23 protein-coding genes are annotated in these 17,595 nt (G+C 52.9%); 16 read left to right on the top strand and 7 right to left on the bottom strand.

What is annotated here, in order from left to right:
- Window positions 1–3: 3 nt before the first annotated feature.
- The 4 genes from L3K52_17675 to ftsY all read right to left on the bottom strand — a co-directional run bounded on the left by L3K52_17675 (window position 4) and on the right by ftsY (window position 2,975).
- Window positions 4–222: a hypothetical protein gene (locus tag L3K52_17675; protein UOG91995.1), complete on the bottom strand. Its 219-nt coding sequence runs from the start codon at window positions 220–222 to the stop codon at window positions 4–6.
- Between the two features lie 112 nt (window positions 223–334).
- Window positions 335–1,324: a permease-like cell division protein FtsX gene (gene ftsX, locus L3K52_17670; protein ID UOG91994.1), complete on the bottom strand. Its 990-nt coding sequence runs from the start codon at window positions 1,322–1,324 to the stop codon at window positions 335–337.
- Window positions 1,324–1,968, bottom strand: coding sequence for a cell division ATP-binding protein FtsE (gene ftsE / locus L3K52_17665; protein ID UOG91993.1), 645 nt, complete (start codon window positions 1,966–1,968; stop codon window positions 1,324–1,326). The genes ftsX and ftsE overlap by 1 nt, the downstream gene beginning before the upstream one ends.
- 5 nt (window positions 1,969–1,973) lie before the next feature.
- Window positions 1,974–2,975: a signal recognition particle-docking protein FtsY gene (gene ftsY / locus L3K52_17660; protein ID UOG91992.1), complete on the bottom strand. Its 1,002-nt coding sequence runs from the start codon at window positions 2,973–2,975 to the stop codon at window positions 1,974–1,976.
- Between the two features lie 41 nt (window positions 2,976–3,016).
- Here ftsY and L3K52_17655 point away from each other — a divergent pair, with 41 nt between their 5' ends.
- From L3K52_17655 to L3K52_17640, 4 genes are all read left to right on the top strand, one after another.
- Window positions 3,017–4,441, top strand: coding sequence for an insulinase family protein (locus L3K52_17655; GenBank protein UOG91991.1), 1,425 nt, complete (start codon window positions 3,017–3,019; stop codon window positions 4,439–4,441).
- 3 nt (window positions 4,442–4,444) lie between these two features.
- The gene (locus L3K52_17650) at window positions 4,445–5,758 is read left to right on the top strand and encodes an insulinase family protein (GenBank protein UOG91990.1); all 1,314 of its coding nucleotides are present in this window, start codon (window positions 4,445–4,447) and stop codon (window positions 5,756–5,758) included.
- Window positions 5,748–6,296, top strand: coding sequence for a 16S rRNA (guanine(966)-N(2))-methyltransferase RsmD (gene rsmD / locus L3K52_17645; protein ID UOG91989.1), 549 nt, complete (start codon window positions 5,748–5,750; stop codon window positions 6,294–6,296). The genes L3K52_17650 and rsmD overlap by 11 nt, the downstream gene beginning before the upstream one ends.
- A gap of 84 nt (window positions 6,297–6,380) precedes the next feature.
- On the top strand, window positions 6,381–6,917 hold the full coding sequence (locus L3K52_17640; protein UOG91988.1) for a C40 family peptidase: 537 nt from the start codon (window positions 6,381–6,383) through the stop codon (window positions 6,915–6,917).
- A 20-nt stretch (window positions 6,918–6,937) separates the two neighbouring features.
- Here the strand turns inward: L3K52_17640 and trxA are convergent, their stop codons facing one another.
- Window positions 6,938–7,393 carry a thioredoxin gene (gene trxA, locus L3K52_17635; protein ID UOG91987.1) on the bottom strand — a complete coding sequence of 152 codons (456 nt, stop codon included), beginning with the start codon at window positions 7,391–7,393 and terminating at the stop codon, window positions 6,938–6,940.
- 560 nt (window positions 7,394–7,953) lie between these two features.
- On the opposite strand from trxA, the gene L3K52_17630 reads away from it, so the two are divergent.
- Window positions 7,954–8,508 (top strand): site-specific DNA-methyltransferase, encoded by a 555-nt coding sequence (locus L3K52_17630; GenBank protein UOG91986.1) that lies wholly within the window; start codon window positions 7,954–7,956, stop codon window positions 8,506–8,508.
- Here the strand turns inward: L3K52_17630 and L3K52_17625 are convergent.
- Window positions 8,486–9,664, bottom strand: a complete 1,179-nt coding sequence (locus tag L3K52_17625; protein ID UOG91985.1) for a BsaWI family type II restriction enzyme — start codon at window positions 9,662–9,664, stop codon at window positions 8,486–8,488. The two genes, L3K52_17630 and L3K52_17625, sit on opposite strands and share 23 nt — an antisense overlap.
- A complete protein-coding gene (locus L3K52_17620; GenBank protein UOG91984.1) occupies window positions 9,651–9,878 on the bottom strand; it encodes a helix-turn-helix domain-containing protein in 228 nt (75 codons plus the stop codon). The genes L3K52_17625 and L3K52_17620 overlap by 14 nt, the downstream gene beginning before the upstream one ends.
- Window positions 9,879–10,121: 243 nt before the next feature.
- On the opposite strand from L3K52_17620, the gene nifB reads away from it, so the two are divergent.
- The 11 genes from nifB to nifU all read left to right on the top strand — a co-directional run bounded on the left by nifB (window position 10,122) and on the right by nifU (window position 17,589).
- Window positions 10,122–11,630 carry a nitrogenase cofactor biosynthesis protein NifB gene (gene nifB, locus L3K52_17615; GenBank protein ID UOG91983.1) on the top strand — a complete coding sequence of 503 codons (1,509 nt, stop codon included), beginning with the start codon at window positions 10,122–10,124 and terminating at the stop codon, window positions 11,628–11,630.
- 11 nt (window positions 11,631–11,641) lie between these two features.
- On the top strand, window positions 11,642–11,920 hold the full coding sequence (locus tag L3K52_17610; protein UOG91982.1) for a ferredoxin: 279 nt from the start codon (window positions 11,642–11,644) through the stop codon (window positions 11,918–11,920).
- Between the two features lie 99 nt (window positions 11,921–12,019).
- On the top strand, window positions 12,020–12,178 hold the full coding sequence (locus tag L3K52_17605; protein UOG91981.1) for a hypothetical protein: 159 nt from the start codon (window positions 12,020–12,022) through the stop codon (window positions 12,176–12,178).
- Window positions 12,171–13,457, top strand: coding sequence for an FprA family A-type flavoprotein (locus L3K52_17600; protein UOG91980.1), 1,287 nt, complete (start codon window positions 12,171–12,173; stop codon window positions 13,455–13,457). The genes L3K52_17605 and L3K52_17600 overlap by 8 nt, the downstream gene beginning before the upstream one ends.
- A gap of 47 nt (window positions 13,458–13,504) precedes the next feature.
- Window positions 13,505–13,789: a 2Fe-2S iron-sulfur cluster binding domain-containing protein gene (locus L3K52_17595; GenBank protein ID UOG91979.1), complete on the top strand. Its 285-nt coding sequence runs from the start codon at window positions 13,505–13,507 to the stop codon at window positions 13,787–13,789.
- 15 nt (window positions 13,790–13,804) lie between these two features.
- Complete coding sequence (locus L3K52_17590; protein ID UOG91978.1) at window positions 13,805–14,152, top strand: (2Fe-2S)-binding protein; 348 nt, start codon at window positions 13,805–13,807, stop codon at window positions 14,150–14,152.
- Window positions 14,153–14,220: 68 nt separating this feature from the next.
- Complete coding sequence (locus L3K52_17585) at window positions 14,221–14,796, top strand: nitrogen fixation protein NifQ (protein ID UOG91977.1); 576 nt, start codon at window positions 14,221–14,223, stop codon at window positions 14,794–14,796.
- Window positions 14,775–15,707, top strand: a complete 933-nt coding sequence (gene draG / locus L3K52_17580) for an ADP-ribosyl-[dinitrogen reductase] hydrolase (GenBank protein UOG91976.1) — start codon at window positions 14,775–14,777, stop codon at window positions 15,705–15,707. Before L3K52_17585 ends, draG begins: the two co-directional genes overlap by 22 nt.
- Window positions 15,704–16,204: an Rrf2 family transcriptional regulator gene (locus L3K52_17575; protein ID UOG91975.1), complete on the top strand. Its 501-nt coding sequence runs from the start codon at window positions 15,704–15,706 to the stop codon at window positions 16,202–16,204. The genes draG and L3K52_17575 overlap by 4 nt, the downstream gene beginning before the upstream one ends.
- Before the next feature lie 143 nt (window positions 16,205–16,347).
- Entirely contained in the window at window positions 16,348–16,671 is a 324-nt protein-coding gene (locus L3K52_17570) for an iron-sulfur cluster assembly accessory protein (GenBank protein ID UOG91974.1), read from the top strand.
- Between the two features lie 33 nt (window positions 16,672–16,704).
- Window positions 16,705–17,589 (top strand): Fe-S cluster assembly protein NifU, encoded by an 885-nt coding sequence (nifU, locus tag L3K52_17565; protein ID UOG91973.1) that lies wholly within the window; start codon window positions 16,705–16,707, stop codon window positions 17,587–17,589.
- The last annotated feature ends 6 nt before the right edge of the window (window positions 17,590–17,595 follow it).

Raw genomic sequence — 17,595 nt, 5'->3', positions numbered from 1 at the left:
GGATCAATCCTTTTTCCAGAACTTCTCGCCACAATCCTGACACCAGAATTTGTGCTGGCGAGTCAGCAGCTTTTCATACCAAGTGCGCCGCACGGCCATTACGTAGGAACTTTTGCAACTGGGGCAACCGATGCGGCTGTGTTTCAACCAATCAAAATGGTGCTTTTGCGAAAACGGACGCGGTGGGGATGTAACCACCAACGCTTTGGATGTACTTAACATAACACAAGCCCTTTAACACTCAGAATAATATTCATACAGTGTTAAGGTAAGGTAAGTTTAGCCATAGATGAAATCAATTATTTTGATTTTGGATAAGTTTTAGGTATCCGCATTACTTAATCGCATCGTCGCTTTGCCACAAATAGCGTCCGACCGCTAACCATGAGCCAATAACGCCTAACACGCTGCTGGCAAGCAGAATTTTCAGGGTCATCACAACATCAATGCCACTGAGGATAAACGTACTGCCATACAAACTGGCAAGTTTAGTGACCGGCTCGACCAAAAATAACAGCGCGACATGGACAATCACCAAGCTCAGGACGCCGCCAAACAACCCCAGCCAAACCCCGTTATAAATGAAAGGGCGGCGGATATAGGCATTGGTTGCGCCGATTAATTGCGTAACACGGATTTCTTCCTTGCGGTTTTCAATGTCGAGACGGATGGTGTTGCCTACCACCAGCAACACGGTTAGCCCCAGCAATACAGACACCACCAGCACGATGCGTTCCGCAATGCGCAAAATTCCGCGCAGGCGTTGCACCCATTCCACGTCAATTTGCACATCGTCGACTTCGGGGTAAGCTTTGAGCTTTTTAGACAAACCCGCGACATCCATTTCCAAATCGCCGAGCAGACTGAGGCGCGGCGTCAGAATCAGCACATGGGGCAGGGGGTTTTCGTCCAGCGTTTCCAAGGTTTGCGCAAAGCCAGTGATTTTGCGGAAATCGGCCAGCGCTTCTTCGCGTGTCACCACGCGCACATTGTCGATTTCTGGCAATTCAGACAGCAATTCCGCGCGGTCTTTGGCCTGCTGCTCGACGACGGCGGGTTTGAGGAAGAGTGTAATCGTGGGGACTTCGCGCTTGTCCGCTGTCAAAGTTTGCATATTTTTCAGCAGTAAATGCAAACTGGTGGGCAAGGATAGCGCAATCGCAATCGCTGCCAGCGTGATCCACGTCGATACCGGGTTGAACCACAAGCGCTCCATGCTGAAATGAATGGCGCTGGATTGCTGATTCCACCAAGCGCTCAACGGGTTAGCGCTGGAGGCGGCATTGCGTTTCGGGGGCGTTTTCTTATTGCTGGGGTTCGCCATTAGTCCACCTTTTGTAAGACGATGGTGCGTTTTTTCATGCGTTCCACCAGTGCATGGTCGTGGCTGGCAATCATCACCGTGGCACCGAGTTCGTTGAATTGCGCAAAGGTAAACATAATGTCTTGCGCGAGTTCCGGGTCGAGGTTGCCGGTGGGTTCATCCGCCAAAATAATGGTGGGTTTATTGACCATGGCGCGAGCAATGCCCACCCGCTGTTTTTCCCCGGCGGAAAGCATCAGTGGAAAGGTGGTGTCGCGCCCGGTTAGCCCGACTTTATCCAACGCGGCTTGCACGCGGCGGCGAGTTTCGCTTTGCCCCATGCCAGCAATGCGCAAGGGCAGGGCGATATTGTCGAACACGCTGCGGTCGTACAATAAGTGTGGGTCTTGGAAAATGAACCCAATGCGGCGGCGGTAGTTGGGGATTTGGCTACGCCCTAATTTGCTCAAGGAACGCCCACCAATCAGCACCTCGCCTTTGCTGGGGCGTTCGAGCATCGCAACCAGTTTCAATAAGGTGCTTTTGCCCGCACCGGAATGCCCGGTGATGAACACCATTTCACCGGCTTCCAGCGTCAGGTTGATATTGTAAAGGGCAAGCTGCCCCGTAGGGTATTTCTTACTAACCTGTTTGAATTCAATCATGTGGCTCAGTCGTTTCCGGCGAGCAGGGCGCTGGTGAATTCATACGCATCAAATTCTTGCAAGTCGTCGATGCTTTCACCCACGCCAATAAAGCGTACCGGAATGTTAAGTTGTTGGGCAATCGCGAACAGAATCCCGCCTTTGGCAGTCCCGTCCAGTTTAGTGACGGTAATTCCCGTCAGCCCCAATGCTTCGTTGAATTGTTTGGCTTGTACCAAAGCATTTTGACCAATGCTGGCATCCACAATCAGCATGATTTCATGCGGTGCCGTGCCGTCGAATTTCTGAATGACTCGTTTGACCTTTTTCAGCTCATCCATCAAATTGGTTTGGGTGTGCAAGCGTCCGGCAGTATCTGCCAGCAATACGTCGATTTTACGCGCTTTGGCGGCTTGGAACGCATCGAAAATCACCGAGGCGGAATCCGCGCCACTGCCTTGCGCAATCACCGGAATATTATTGCGTTCGCCCCAGACGGTGAGCTGTTCCACGGCGGCAGCACGGAAAGTATCACCCGCCGCTAACATCACCGATTTGCCGTCTTGCTGGAATTTTTTCGCCAGTTTGCCAATGGTGGTGGTTTTACCCGCGCCATTGATGCCAACCATGAGCAGCACAAACGGTTGGTGTGAGCCGTCGATTTCCAAGGGTTGGGCGGCAGGGCGCAGAATGCGGTGCATTTTGTTGTAGAGCGCTTGCATGAGCGCATCCATATCCGCGAGTTCCGCCCGTTTCACGCGGCTGGTGAGGTCGCTCATGATTTCGCGGGTCGCTTCGATGCCGACGTCGGCGGTGAGTAAGCGCGTTTCCAGTTCCTCCAGCACATCGTCGTCGATTTGCTTTTTGCCCACCACCAACGTTTCCATTCCCTCGGTAAGGGCATGGCTGGTTTTGGACAAACCGCGTTTTAACCGTGCAAATAAACCTTCCGCCGGGGCAGGGGCTTGCGGAACTACCGTAGTGGCATCAGGTAATTCCGGCTTTTTTTTCTTTCCGAATCCAAACATCGTACAATGACCGTCCAGCTTTATTATCGTCAGGTGCGAGAATGCGAAGAATACTACCATTTGCCAGACAAAACCGTAATATCAAAACAATTCTAGCGGTTCCCATTATATTTGCCGGTTTTTTTATAGCCCCTGCACACGCCATCGAGCGCGTGAAAGTCGAAGTACCCGTTCACGAATACAAGTTGGATAACGGCTTGAAGGTGTTGGTAAAACAGGATAAACGTGCGCCGATTGCCGTGGTGCAATTGTGGTACAAAGTCGGGTCGAGCTACGAACACAACGGTTCGACCGGCTTATCGCACGTGGTCGAGCACATGATGTTCAAAGGGACGACCAAGCATCCCACCGGCGAATTCAACCGCATCATTGCGGAAAATGGCGCGGAAGATAATGCGTTCACCGGGCAAGATTACACCGCTTACTATCAAGTGATTGCCGCCGATCGGTTGGAAGTCGCGTTTGAATTGGAATCGGATCGGGTGCGCAACCTCACTTTACCGCCCGCCGAATTCAAAAAAGAAATCGAAGTGGTGAAAGAAGAGCGCCGCTGGCGCACCGAAGACAAGCCTACGTCCTTGACCCGCGAACAATTCGAGGCGGTGGCTTTCCTCAACAGCCCGTACAAAAATCCGGTCATCGGCTGGATGGCGGATTTGGATGCCATGCAAGTCGAAGACCTGCGGGCATGGTATGAACGCTGGTACGCGCCTAACAATGCCACGCTGGTCGTCGTCGGTGATGTTGAGCCGGAAAAAGTGCTGGAACTCGCGAAAAAATATTATGGCCCGCTGAAACCGACTGAAAACATTCCCCTGCCCAAGCCACAAACCGAAGTTGAGCAAAAAGGCGTGCGCACGATCAAAGTCAAAGCGCCTGCTGAACTGCCGTACATTATGATGGGTTATAAAGTCCCCGGCATGATCAATGCCAAGGAAAAATGGGAGCCGTATGCGCTGGAAATGTTAGCCAGTATTTTGGATGGCGGTAACAGTTCGCGTTTATCCAAAGAGCTGATTCGCGGCAAAGAAATTGCCTCCAGCGCCAGCGCTTGGTACAGCGGATTTGGGCGCTTGCCGGATTTGTTCAGCTTAAGCGGAATGCCGACCAAGGGTGAAAAACTCGAAACGGTGAAAGCCGCCTTGTTGGAACAGGTGGAAAAACTTCGCAACGAGCCGGTGACTGCCGATGAATTGGCGCGGGTCAAGGCGCAAGTGATTGCCAGCGAAATCTACGAGCGCGATTCCCAACAAAATCAGGCGAATGTGCTGGGTACCTTGGAAACCGTGGGCTTGGGCTACAAGTTGGCGGATGAATACGTGGACAACATTCTGGCAATTACCCCTGAGCAAATTCAAACGGTGGCGAAAAAATACCTGATCGAAGATTCGTTGACGATTGCGGAACTCGACCCGCAGCCCATTGACCCGAATAAGCCGAAAAACACGCGCAGCTTTGTGAGATAACTGATGTTAAAAACCATTATTGTAGCGCCGTTGGTGCTGTTATTTGCCCTGTTTACCACGCAGGTATCCGCCGCCCCGAAAATTGAGCACTGGACAACCGCGAATGGCTTGCGGGTGTATTACGTCCCCGCGCCGGAATTGCCGATGTTGGACATGCGCCTGATTTTTGCCGCCGGTAGCGCCCGTGATGCTGCAAAACCCGGTTTGGCAATGTTGACCAATGCCATGTTGGATAAGGGCGCGGCGGGTTTGAGTGAAGATCAACTCGCCGAGCAGTTTGAAGCCATTGGTGCGGTGTTTTCCTCCAGTACCTCCAACGACATGGGCTGGGCAGGTTTGCGCACCATTACCTTGGAAAAAGAGCAGCAAGCGGCGCTGGAGCTGTGGTTGAAAGTAGTGTCGAAACCCGATTTTCCACAGAAGGATTTCGAGCGGGTGCAAAAGTTGGCGTTGGTGGATTTGCAAGGCGAAAAACAAGATCCTGCTAGTCTTGGTGGCAAAGCGTTTTACCAAGCGCTCTACGGCGATCACCCGTATGGGCAGCCTGAAAACGGTACGGAAGCCAGCGTGCAAGCCTTAAAAGTCGACGATTTGAAGGCGTTTTACCAACAGCATTACGTGGCGAAAAACGGTCTGCTGGCGATTGTCGGCGCGGTAGACCGTGCGCAAGCCGAAGCGTTAGCGGAAAAGGTGTCGGGGGCGTTGCCGGTGGGTGAAGCCGCTGCCGCGTTGCCTGAGGTTAAACCGCTGACTGCGGCGAAAACGGTGAAGATTCCTTACCCTTCCGCACAGGCGCACATTTTGGTGGGGCAGGTGGGTAATAAGCGTGGTGATGAGGACTTTTTCACCCTGTACATGGGCAATCAGGTGTTGGGGGGCAGTGGTTTCACCTCGCGTTTGATGAAGGAAATCCGCAATGATCGGGGCTTGAGTTACAGCGTTTACAGCTATTTTGCGCCTTCAGCACAACTTGGGGTGTTCCAAGTGGGCTTGCAAACCAAATTGGAGCAAACCGACGAGGCATTGAAAGTGGTGCGCGATGTGTTGGGCAAATTCCAGCAAGACGGCCCGACGGCTGAAGAGTTGGAAGCGTCCAAAAAAGACGTGAGTGGCGGTTTCCCGTTGCGTACCGCCAATAATAGCCAGATTGTGGAATACATTGGCATGATCGGCTTTTACCAATTGCCGTTGGATTATTTGGATACGTTTACCACTAAGGTGAATGCATTGACGCGCGAACAAATCACCGAGGCGTTTTCGCGTCGTGTCCAGCCCGATAAAATGGTGACAGTGATTGTGGGCGGTGATGAAAAATAATCTGTTGCGCATAATTGGGGGCGAATGGCGCAGTCGCCAGTTGCGCTTTGCCGATGTTCCCGGTTTACGCCCAACCCCGGATCGGGTGCGTGAAACGTTGTTCAATTGGCTGCAACTGCAAATACCGGGGGCGCGTTGCCTCGATTTGTTTGCAGGCAGTGGCGCATTGGGTTTGGAAGCGTTGTCACGCGGGGCGAGCGAGGTGGTAATGGTGGAAAAACACCCGGCTGCTGCCAAAGCCTTGCGTGACAATATTGCGTTGTTGGGGGCGCAACACGCGCAGTTGGTGCACGATGATGCCTTGCGGTTTCTGCAACGGGAAACGGAAGGGTTTGAGGTGATTTTCCTTGACCCGCCGTTTCGCAAAAACTTGTTGGAACCCGTGCTGGATATGTTGCGGCATAAATCCCTGCTAAAGCCAGAAGGTGTGATTTATTTGGAACAGGAGTTCGATGCTGTCATCGACTTCAGCCGTTTCAATTTAAGCATCCATCGGCAAACTCAGGCGGGTCAAGTTAAAAGTTTGTTACTGATTTGACTGTATTTGTTCAGCAAAGATTCAGGTTCTGATCTAGGCTTTATGCAGTGAGTGTGTTTTCGGTGTTGAATGGAGGGTAGCCAGATGTCTGGTATGATAATGCAGGGATTCGCGGTTCTGATGATTTGTTCTTTAATCGGTTGTAGCGCAGTGCCTGAAGCGCCTGAAGTGCCTAAAATGGCGCGAGTGACACAGATTCCGGTGGTCAAGGCGCAACCGGCAGTGAGTTTGCTGGATAAGGTGGTGTGGAATGCGCAAAAGCAGCAAGGCAAAATGTACCGTTGGGGCGGAACTAGCCCGGTGACGGGGTTTGATTGCAGCGGTTTGACACAATATGCTTTTAAAAATGGCGCGCGCGTGGCGATTCCGCGCACCGCTGCGGAACAATACGCGGCGGCGGTTAAGGTAGCTCAAGCGCACAGTCAAAAGGGTGATTTGGTGTTTTTCAACACCAGTGGCAGGCGCGTGAGTCACGTGGGGATTTATTTGGGCAATGGCAAATTTGTCCACGCGCCGCGCACCGGCAGAGCAATTGCGACCGATGAGTTGAAGGGGTATTGGGCGAAGCGACTGGTTGGCTTTGGGCGCATTCCCGGCGCGTGTAAACCGAGTTATTCCTGAGTGCACGGCGCGGCGTGATGTTATTGCGCCGTGCCCGGTTGGTGAATCCCGTGTTTCGTCAGAATATACCGGATGCTGTGCGGTAATTTTGCCCCTGTGAAACGTTCCACGCATTCCCCCTCCCGAAACAGCAGCACGGTCGGCATGGCGCGGATGCCGAAACGTTGGCTCAATTGCGCATTTTTATCCACATCCACTTTGGCCAGCAGGAAAGCGCCTTGATAATCCTCTGCAAATTCAGCCAGCAACGGGGTTAGATTCCGGCAGGGGCCGCACCATTCGGCATAGAAATCGACCATGACGGGGGTTTTGTGTGAAGTTTCCAACACCATGTCATCGAATTCCTCGACCGTGACGAACGCCTCAAACGTGCTACGGTTGTCGGGCATGGCGGTTGGTTTCGGGCGACGCTGCATCCTAATGATGAGGAAAGAGAGAATGGCAACCACGGCAGCGGTGAAGAGCGCAACATGCATGAAGGATTCCTTGATTATTCAGTCGGCGATGTTCGGTTGTTGCTGATTGTATAATAAACGTTATTGCCTGTACCCAGTTTGCCGATGGTTATTCACGTCAGGATCAAGCCGGATGGTGGTTTTTTCCTTTATACACATTACTATTCCAGTCAAAATTTGAACGGTTATGGATATGACCGAATTAGGCGATTGCATCTTGGCTGCAAACAAAATATGATGACTATCAGTATCTAATAAAATGGACTACAAATGATCGGTTCCTTTGAACTAACCAAGTGTACCAAGGCGACTGCCTTGAGCTGATTTCCCAACTACCCGATAAATCATTAGATATTGTTGTGACAGCCCCCTTACTGGGGACAACGGCACTCAAATGGGACTGGCGTAGAAAATGATCCAAGAGATTACCTTGCATTTCTTACACAGGTTTTCACGGATCTTCTCCCTAAGCTAAAAGAGGGAGGATTGCTGTGGATCAATATTGGAGACGCTTACAACACCCCCGTGAACTGGAAGGAAGATGATAGACATTTCAGTACGTTAGGCGCAGAAAAAACGGTTTGTCCGCCAATAATTCTGCCTACACCAAACCAAGAGCAAAACGTAAAGCCTTTGTTGAGGAAGAAACCGCATGGCTTCAATATGGCAACCTACTAGCTCTTCCTTACCGTCTTATTGTAAGCCTCTGTGACAACGGTTATCTTTTCCGTGGAGAAGTTATCTGGCGCAAGAAAAACCCCATGCCAGAAGGCCGATGCCGTCGCCCCCATCGCTACCATGAGCCTATTTACTTACTGGCAAAAAACGAACGCCACAATTTTCAAGTAATTCCTCCTGTTAAAAGTGTTTGGGACATTGCCAATGAAAAAATCGATGGGCTCAAGCATTTTTCGCGTTTTCCAGAAGAGTTACCATTCCGTTGCATTGATGCTTACGGAATAGCTGGAAAGGATGTGATAGTTCTTGATCCTTTTTCTGGTTCTGGCACGACGGGAATGGCTGCACTGCGTTTGGGATGTTCGTACATAGGTTTTGAGATTGAACCCGAGCAAGTCGAAGCATCCAATGCCCGGTTAGCGAATGTCAGCAGACTTAAATCCCAAGCCTTGTTCTAACGCGCTGACATTCTGAGACAATAAAGTTTGTAAAGGCATCATTCGGATTGGAGAAGTCACAGACAAAAATTTTTGCCTTAGCTGGGTAAGAGGTCGGCGTTGGCTCTGTGTTCTTGTTGTACGAGAAACATGCAGAAAAGAATCCGTCATCCTCAATGTCTTTGCGTTTAGCACTTCTACCGTCAATACCCTGACCACTAAAAGTATTACCCAATTCTCCACGATTAACTGGTCGAGAAGAAGGCGTGCTTTTACAGTCCATCGTCCACAAAGGTGAGATGTAGCCAGCATCAACCAATGCTTTACTCATTGGTACATCGTCTGTCCTACGTTCTGCAAAGCTTGCCTTGACATGGACAACACCAAGCAGCTTTTCGGTGTTCCCACTGCCGACAGTCAACAAAACATCCATTTTGTCAGCTTCAAGCCGATGCCCAATATCAATATTAGCTAAAAGATGAACTTTACGTTCTGTGTCTGCGATAACCAAATTGATCCCATATGCTGCCAATGTAGAGCCATAATGCCGCTCAAGGATACGTTCCAACGCCCAACCACCAGTACGCTTCCAACTTTGGGCAAAATCCAAACGAGAATGTTCAGAGGGATGGTTGTAGGGATCACAATAAGCACGGTAGGTCAGAAACCACCATAAATCAGACGGGTTTGCAGTAGACCAAAGCTGTACAGCTTTGAGGAAAGTACCCGCCACACTCTCTGTTTTTATTGACTTTCCTTGAGCAACGCTAACATTTTGACTGCTAAGTTGGGCAAGTCCGTTACGGAGTGTCAGCAAGAAATCCGTAAATTGTTCAAGGGTAGCATTGGCAAGTTGGTAGGTGGCATCATACTTGGCGTAGGTAAATTGAATATCTAAAGCATTGCTTACCGTTTTTGCAGCAATTGAACGATGAATATGCGGAACACTCCCGTCCATCTCTTCAGCTAGATCGGTCAATGTCTTGCCATAGACTGAAAGCATCGAAGCAATCACATCAAGACTCGGATGAATGTTGCCTGCTTCAACAGCAGACACCCAACCTGAGCCAAGAATTAATCGCTCTTCAACCTGTGCAGAACTAAGATTGCAAGCCAGACGGAAGCTACTCAAACGTTGAAGGAGACGAAAAAGATAATCAGAGTTAGATGTTGTCATCAAAAAAAGCCCTTATATTAATTTCCAATGCATCGGCTATTTTTTTGATATTTAATAAGCTGAGGTTTCTCTCACCACGTTCAACACCGCCGATGTAAGTACGATCTATATCGGCAAGTCCTGCGAGTTCTTCTTGGGATAGATTTTTCTGACGCCGAATATCTCGAAGTCGATCACCAAACTGTTTAAGGAAGATATGTTGATGCTTTGACATGCAGCTATTAAATAGTCATGATGACAATAATTCCACGGATTATAAGTATCATATAAGTTACTGTCATCTTCCCTACATCACATTCCCGACATTCCCCCGCAAACCCCTTTGTCGCACACCCAACAACAAACCCCTAAATAACTGTAAATAAAAGAAAAATTACCAGCAACCGTCACTTGGCACGCAAATTGAACTACCCATGCAAACACCCTCACGAAACCCATTTCGTCACGGAGAATACGCATGGAACTGACTGTTTTAGGGCAAAGCCAAACCACAGCCCCCGATGCCGGAGGTTGCGCCTCCAGCGGTTGCGGGAGCAACGACGACCAATTGAACCACCTGCCGGAACACATCCGCGCCAAGGTGCATAACCACCCGTGCTACTCCGAAGAGGCACACCACCATTACGCCCGGATGCACGTTGCGGTCGCCCCGGCCTGCAACATCCAGTGCCACTATTGCAACCGCAAATACGACTGTTCCAACGAATCGCGCCCCGGCGTAGTGTCCGAACTGCTCACCCCCGATCAGGCGGTGAAAAAGGTCATGACCGTGGCGGCGAACATCCCGCAAATGACCGTGCTGGGCATCGCAGGCCCCGGCGACCCGCTCGCCAACCCGGAACGCACCTTCGACACCTTCCGCCAACTGACCGAAAAAGCGCCGGACATCAAGCTGTGCGTATCCACCAACGGTCTGGCATTGCCGGAACTGGTTGACGAACTGTGCAAACACAATATCGACCACGTAACCATGACCATCAACTGCGTTGACCCCGACATCGGCGCACAAATTTACCCGTGGATTTTCTGGAAAAACCGCCGCGTCTACGGGCGTAAAGGTGCAGAAATCCTCATCAAGCAGCAGCAAAAAGGGCTGCAAATGCTGGTTGATCGCGGCATTTTGGTCAAGGTCAACTCGGTGATGATCCCCGGTGTCAACGACAAACATCTGGAAGAAGTCAGCAAGGCGGTCAAAGCCAAAGGCGCATTCCTGCACAACGTCATGCCGCTGATTGCCGAAGCCGAACACGGCACGTTCTACGGCGTGATGGGGCAACGCGGCCCGACCCACGACGAATTGCAGGAACTGCAAGATGCCTGTTCCGGCGACATGAACATGATGCGCCACTGCCGCCAATGCCGTGCCGATGCGGTCGGGATGCTGGGCGAAGACCGTGGTGACGAATTCACCCTCGACAAAATCGAAGCCGTGGATGTCGACTACGCCGCCGCGATGGTCAAACGCGCCGAAGTCCACGCCGCCATCGAAGCCACCCTCGCCGCCAAACAGCAGAAGAAAAATGAAACCTTCATCTCGCTGTCCAGCTTGAGCATTCCGAAAAAGGAATCCCGCCCAGTCCTGATGGCGATTGCCACTTCCGGCGGCGGTATCATCAACCAGCACTTCGGTCATGCGCGTGAATTCCTGATTTACGAAGCCAACGCCCACGACGTGCGCTTCATCAGCCACCGCAAAACCGACCTGTATTGCAGCGGCGATGACACCTGCGGCGACGGCGAAAGTGTGCTGCAAAAAACCATCAACGCGCTGAAAGGTTGCGAGGTGGTGCTGTGTTCCAAAATCGGCTACGAGCCGTGGGGAATGCTGGAAGAAGCCGGAATCATCCCCAACGGCGAACACGCGCTGGAAGCCATCGAAGACGCGGTTGCCGCCGTCTACAAGGAAATGGGCGAAAAAGGCTTGCTCGACAAGAAACCGGAAACCCAACAACGCGCCACCGCGTAAGGAGCTGCATCATGGCATTACAAATCGTTGACGGCTGCGTGAACTGCTGGGCGTGCGAACCGCTCTGCCCCAGCAAAGCCATTTACGCCGCGCTCCCGCATTTCCTGATCGACGCCAAGAAATGCACCGAATGCGACGGCGACTACGCCGACAAGCAATGCGCCAGCATCTGCCCGGTCGAACAAGTGATCGTGGACAGTCAGGGTGCAGCCCTGAATCCACCGGGTTCACTGACCGGGATTCCGCCGGAACGCTGGGAGCGGGTTAGGGCGGAGATTCAGGCGAGGTAGGAAATGAAGAGGGCGTATGCAATACGCCCCTACGAAGACCGCACCTGTAGGGGCGTATTGCATACGCCCTCTTCGGGTGTTCAACACGAGGACACAGCCATGCAATCACGTTTACTAAAACTTCTGCACAAGCTACATCACCGTACCCAGCAGATCGACCCGGCACTGAAACGCGCCTACCCCGGTCTGCCCAGCTACTTGCTCAAGCGCCATTCCGCGCTGCTGAGCATGACGCTGGAAGGTCACAGGCATGGCTGACACCCTCAACGTTTCCACCTGGAAAGAAGCGGTCGAGTTCGCCCCCGGTGTCCACTGGATCGGCGCACTCGACCCCACGTTACGCACCTTCGACATCATCCTGCGTACTGCCAATGGCACAACCTACAACTCGTATCTGGTACGCGGCAGCGAAGGCGTTGCCATCATCGACACCGTAAAGGAAGGCTTTGAAGACGAATTCTTCCACCGTCTGGAATCGGTAGCGCGTTACGACGAAATCAAAGTGATCGTGCTCAACCATCTGGAGCCTGATCATAGCGGCGCACTACCGGAACTGATGCGCCGCGCCCCGCAAGCCCGGCTGTACATTTCCACCCGCGCCACCACCATGCTCAAAGCCTTGTTGCGCCCCAACCGCGAAGAGCCGTTTGAATACACCACCGTTACCACCAATGACCGCGTAAGCCTCGGCGACCGGCATTTGCGGTTCCTGCACACGCCTTTCCTGCATTGGCCTGACACGCAATGCACCTATCTGGAAGAGCAACAAGTGCTGTTTTCTGGCGATGTATTTGGCTGCCATTACTGCGATTCGCGCCTGTTCAATGACCGGGTGGGCGATTTCCGCTTTTCGTTTGATTACTACTACGCGCACATCATGCGCCCCTTCAAGCAATGGGTGATGGAAGCGCTCGCCTTGATTGAACCGCTGAAACTGAAGATCGTCGCGCCGACGCATGGCCCCATTCTGCGCGAACGCCCGCGCCGTTACGTGGCGCATTACCGCGAACTGTCCACCTCCACCCTTAGCCGCGAAATCGGCGACACCAACAAATCGTTGATCATTTTCTACATGAGTTCCTACGGTAACACGGCACGTATGGCGGAAGCGATTTACAGCGGTGCGGATACCGTCGAAGGCGTGCGCGTGTCGCTGTACGACCTCGAAGGCGGCGAAGTCGCGCCTTTCGTTGACCTGATTGAAGATGCCGATGCGCTGCTATTCGGCTCACCCACCATCAACGGCGATGCGGTCAAGCCGGTGTGGGATTTGCTCTCGTCACTGGCGGTGGTGAATCTCAAGGGCAAGATTGGCGCAGCGTTCGGCTCGTATGGCTGGAGCGGCGAAGCGGTGCGCATGGTCGAAGACCGGATGCGCGGCTTGAAAATGCGGGTTCCGCGAGAAGGCATCCGCGTCAAACTGATTCCAACACAAGAAGAATTGGATGAATGCACAGGGTTTGGTAGAGAAATAGCCAACATTCTGGTGGGCAGAGAAGTGCAGCGTAGAGTCATTGACTTCAATGAGCTCACCTGAACACCCGCCACCGGATAACTTTTTATTTAATGATTAAGGAAATAGACATGGCAAAGGCAAAAATTACCTTTGAAGACATCAACCAAACGGTCAATGTCCCCGCCGGAACCCGCATTATCGAAATCTCCGAAAAGGTCGGTGCGGGCGTTATTTACGGCTGCCGCGAAGGGGATTGTGGCACGTGCATGATGGAAGTCACCGAAGGCTGGAACAACCTGACCGAACCTTCCGTGCTGGAAGAAAAAATCCTGCGCGAAAACATGGCAGGTCGTCACTACCGCTTGGCGTGCCAAGCGCAAATCCTCGGCGATTGCAAAGTCAAACCGGCCTGATTCAAGGAGAACACCATGGCATTAATTACTTTTTCCAGCCCCGAATACAAGGACAAAACCGTGTACGCGGTGGCAGGCAGTTTTACCGAAACCGTATTGAAAATTGCCAAAACCAACAAGATTCCGATCCAGTTTTCCTGTGGCGATGGCGAATGCGGCACTTGCGTGGTTAAAGTCACGCAACTGGGCGACAAAGCGCCAATGGGCTATCACTTGGAAGAGAAGGAAAAAACCGTCTTGCTGGAATTGGGCAAAATCACCAAAAGCGAGATGGAAGACATGATCGTCAACGACCTGCCGAGCAAGTGGCGGCTGGCGTGCCAGTTCATCCCGCGTGATGAGGATGTTTTGGTCGAGTATTGATACCTACCACATGGCACGTTTATTGAATCAATCCCCATAAACGTGCCAATTGTAGGAAACCATTCATTATGACCACCATGCCCAAACCGCCCAACCTCTTGCAAACGCACTACGCCTACCTGATGCAGCACCGCCGTGGCAGCCCCAACGAACACCTGCTGGCAACCATGTACGCCTCCGCCCTGTGCGGACAAGGTGCAATGCCGCTCTACCTCGGCTTACCGCTGGACATTTTCCGCAGCATGATGGCATACCATTTCCCGACCTTGCCACAATTACCGCTACCTGCTCACGTCGTATCGCTGGATTTTGCACGTCTGCCAGAACTTGATGACCTACGCACGCTTCTCCAACAAAACCTCAGCCAACCCTCACCGATGGCAGGCTGGATGACCGAAATCCTCATCGCGGGATGTACGGGTAACGATCACCTCTGGCAAGACCTCGGATTGTGGTCGCGCAAAGACTTATCCGCGTTCATGCACGATAATTTCCGCTCCCTAGCAGAACAGAACACCAAAGACATGAAGTGGAAAAAATTCCTCTACAAGCAATTGTGCAGCAGCGCAGGCATTTACGTGTGCCGCGCCCCCTCCTGTGAAGTTTGCGTGGATTACGCCGCATGTTTCGCACCGGAAGCCTAGTCACCGACCTCGAAACCGAGTTGCACAGCCTGCAACGGTCGGTTGCTGCCTACCTTGGTCTTGCGATCGGTGATGCCTTGGGTGCAACCGTGGAATTCATGACCCCCGCAGAAATCCGCCACGAATACGGTACGCACAAGCAAATGATCGGCGGCGGCTGGCTGAAACTCAAAGCGGGCGAGATCACCGATGACACCGAAATGAGCCTTGCTCTCGGCAACGCCATCCTCAGCGCAGGTAAAGTCGAACCCGTGAGTGTCGCCGAAGCCTTCAGCAACTGGATGCGCAGCAAACCCAAAGACATCGGCAACACCGTGCGTCGTGGCATCGTGCAATACCGCCGCACCGGACAAACCACCATGCCCGAAAGCGAACACGATGCAGGCAATGGCGCGTGTATGCGCTGCCTGCCCGTTGCCCTCGTCACCCTGCATTCGTCATGGACAGACGTGCGAACCGCGTCCCGCCTGCAAGCCCACACCACCCACAATAACCCTGTATCCGACGCAGGCACAGAATGCATTATCCACATGCTACAAGCCGCTATCCTCGGCGAACCGCTGGCAGAACTCGAATTGCTGGCACGCAAGCTGGTCATGGAATACCCCGTATTTGAATACCGCCAACGCCGCCGCGACAACCCCAGCGGCTACATCGTTGATACCCTGCAAGCCGTGTTCCAAGCCTTATTCAGCACCGATAACTTTGAAGCCGCACTGGTCGATGTCGTCAACCGAGGCGGCGATGCCGACACCACGGGCGCAATCCTCGGCATGGTGGCTGGCGCACTGTACGGCATAGACAACATCCCCACCCGCTGGCTGGAACGGCTCGACCCCAATATCCGCACCCAATGCACCCAACAAGCCCGCGCCCTTTACCAACTGGCACAACAAGGACACACCCCATGAGACTTTCCCGCAAAGACGAACATTCCATCACCGCGATGCTGTCACTGGCTGCCACTGACCGCTACGCCGCCCCCATCAGCCTCACCGAACTGTCGGAGTCGCTGGGCATTTCCACCTCGTATCTGGAACACATCTTCAGCGGTCTGCGCAAACACGGGCTGGTGGAAGGTTTGCGCGGCGTAGGCGGCGGCTACCGGCTGGCACGCCCTGCCACGCAAATCAGCATTGCCGACATCCTCCACGCCACCCACGCGCTGACGGATGAGGACACGCTGGAAAGCACGCTCGCAACCGTGGATACACGCGGGCTGGAAGCGGCGCAAGGTTGGGTGGAACTCAGCCGCCGTATCCGCGACTTTCTCGGCGAACTCACCCTTGCCGATTTCGCCAACACCAAACCCAGCAGCGTGTGGAAACAGCGCGAAGATTCCGTCAGCAATTACATCGCCACCATGTTTCCGCCGCACACCGTCTACAACAACAGTATGTCTGCTTAACGACAAGCCTAGCGCAACTGACCTGTGCCAAATCCTACAAAACCGCTCGAACAATACAAAAAATCCTTAACAATCAACAATAAAACCACTTGGCACAGGCTTTGCAATATTCCCGTAAAGCACTTTACTACGGGAGATAACGCATGATCATACTGACCGACAACGCCCAGAAAGCCCTCGGACGCTTCATTGAAGGCGCAGACAAATCCATCGCTGGCTTGCGCATTGGCGTTTCCGGCGGCGGCTGTTCCGGCCTGCAATATTCCATGAGTTTGGTCGAAGCTAAAGCCGACGGCGATTTGGAAGTCCCATTCCCCGCGCTGACCGTCTTCGTTGATCCCGAAAGTGCGCCGAAACTGGAAGGTTTAACCGTGGATTTCATCGACGGTATCGACGGCAGCGGCTTCAAGTTTGAAAACCCCAATGCCACCAATAGCTGCGGTTGCGGCAAATCCTTTGCAGCCTGATAGAGAACGGACACCGAACAGGAGACCCAAGCCATGTGGGATTATTCAGAAAAGGTACAAGACCATTTTTTCAACCCGCGTAACGCTGGTGCAGTCGCACAAGCCAATGCCACTGGCGATGTGGGTTCACTCAGTTGCGGCGACGCGCTCCGCCTGACCCTCAAGGTCAACCCTGAAACCGACATTATCGAAGATGCGGGTTTTCAGACGTTTGGCTGCGGTTCGGCGGTCGCCTCCAGCTCTGCCCTGACCGAAATGGTCAAGGGCATGACGGTGGATGATGCGTTGAAAATTTCCAACCAAGACATCGCCGATTACCTCGACGGCTTGCCACCGGAAAAGATGCACTGCTCAGTGATGGGGCGCGAAGCCCTGCAAGCCGCCGTTGCCAATTACCGGGGCGTGGAGTGGAAAGACGACCACGAAGAAGGCGCGTTAATCTGCAAATGCTTCGCGGTGGATGCGGTGCTGATTGAAGAAACCATCCGCGCCAACAACCTCAGCACGGTGGAAGAAGTCACCTTCTACACCAAAGCCGGTGGCGGTTGTTCCGCGTGTTTTGAGGGCATCGAAGAAATCCTCAACAAGGTCATGCTGGAACGCGATGAGGAAGAAGTCGTTGCGCCACCACCGCCCGAACCTGTTAAGCCCGCCAAAGCCCCGTTGACCAACCTGCAACGGATGCGCCGCATCGAACACACCCTGGAAGCGATCCGCCCGCAACTGCAAGCTGACCGAGGCGACATCGAACTGGTGGAAGTCGATTTCGACAAGAAAATCGCCTTCGTCAACCTGAGTGGCGCGTGTTCTGGTTGCCAGATGGCAGCGGCTACTTTGGGTGGCGTGCAACAGCGTGTCATGGAAGATTTGGGTGAATTCATCCGCGTATTGCCTGCGACTGAAATGGGCAAGTTTTAAGGAGTT

Source organism: Candidatus Thiothrix sulfatifontis, assembly GCA_022828425.1.
Taxonomy (GTDB): Bacteria; Pseudomonadota; Gammaproteobacteria; order Thiotrichales; family Thiotrichaceae; genus Thiothrix; species Thiothrix sulfatifontis.
This window is presented reverse-complemented; position numbering and strand designations above follow the sequence as displayed.